Genomic DNA, 1,093 nt, shown 5'->3' with positions numbered 1-1,093 from the left:
CAGACGGTCGCCCCTGGCGAACTGGCGGTGCGCACCAATGTGCTGACCGGCGGCGCCACCGCCGCCAGCGCCGGCACCGTGTTCCTCATCCCCGGCCTGCACGAGCTGCACCGCTACCCGCTGCGCGACCAGGTCTATCGCCCGGCGGACAGCGCCACGGCCAACGGCGCCGCGCCCTTCCAGTCGGTCGAAGGCCTGTCGCTGGGTGTGGACCTCTCGGTGCGCTACGCATTGGACCCGGCCCGCGTGGCTGCGATGAGCCGCGACCTTCCCGCGGACCTCGGCAAGGACGTGGTGCAACCGGCGGTGCAAGGCGTGATCTTCAAGGTCTTCACCCGCTACACGGTGCGCGAGATCTTCTCCAGCCGCCGCGCCGAGATCCAGCAGCAGATCGAAGCCGAGCTGCGCCCGCGCCTGGCGGCCGACGGCATCCTGTTGCGCAGCGTGCAGATGGGCAAGGTCGATTTGCCGCCCGACTACCGCGCCGGCATGGACCGCCTGCTGGCCGAGGAACTGGCCACCGAGAAGATGCAGTACACGCTGCAGCTGAAGGAAAAGGAAGTGCAGCAGACGGCGCTTGAAGCCGAGGCGCAAAAGGTGCGCCGCGAGAAGAACGCCGAGGCCAGCGCCCGCGAAACCCTGATCGCCGCACAGGCCCAGGAAGAGGCGATGAAACACGTGCTGCCGTTCAAGCAGAAGCAGATCGAGCAGCGCTCGCTGGAAGCTGAGGCCGACAAGCAAACCCGCATCAAGGGCGCGGAAGCGAATGCCCAGGCGCGCCGCATCGAAAGCCAGGGCGAGGCCGATTCTCGCCAGAAGCTGGCCGATGCCGAGGTCTACCGCCTGCAGAAGGTCGGCCAGGCCAATGCCGAGCAAATGGCCAAGGAAGGCGCGCTGATCACCCGCCACCCGCTGCTGATCCAGAAGACCCTGGCCGACAAGCTGAGCGACAAGATCCAGGTCATCATCGCGCCCCCGCCGGCCAACGGCGACTTCATCGGCAGCGCGCTGGTGGGTGGCATGCAGCGCACCGCGGCGGTTGCGCCGCAGCAGCCGCAAGAAGCTGGGGAAGCGCAATGAACCGGCGCAACCT

At 68.1% G+C, this 1,093-nt stretch carries 1 protein-coding gene; it reads left to right on the top strand.

Features of this window, described 5'->3' with window-relative positions:
• On the top strand, positions 1 to 1,080 hold a 1,080-nt coding region (locus FKP22_RS31305), incomplete at its 5' end, for an SPFH domain-containing protein (RefSeq protein WP_141292056.1).
• Positions 1,081 to 1,093 lie beyond the last annotated feature (13 nt).

This window comes from Ideonella azotifigens (assembly GCF_006519715.1).
Lineage (GTDB): Bacteria > Pseudomonadota > Gammaproteobacteria > Burkholderiales > Burkholderiaceae_C > Ideonella > Ideonella azotifigens.
This window is presented reverse-complemented; position numbering and strand designations above follow the sequence as displayed.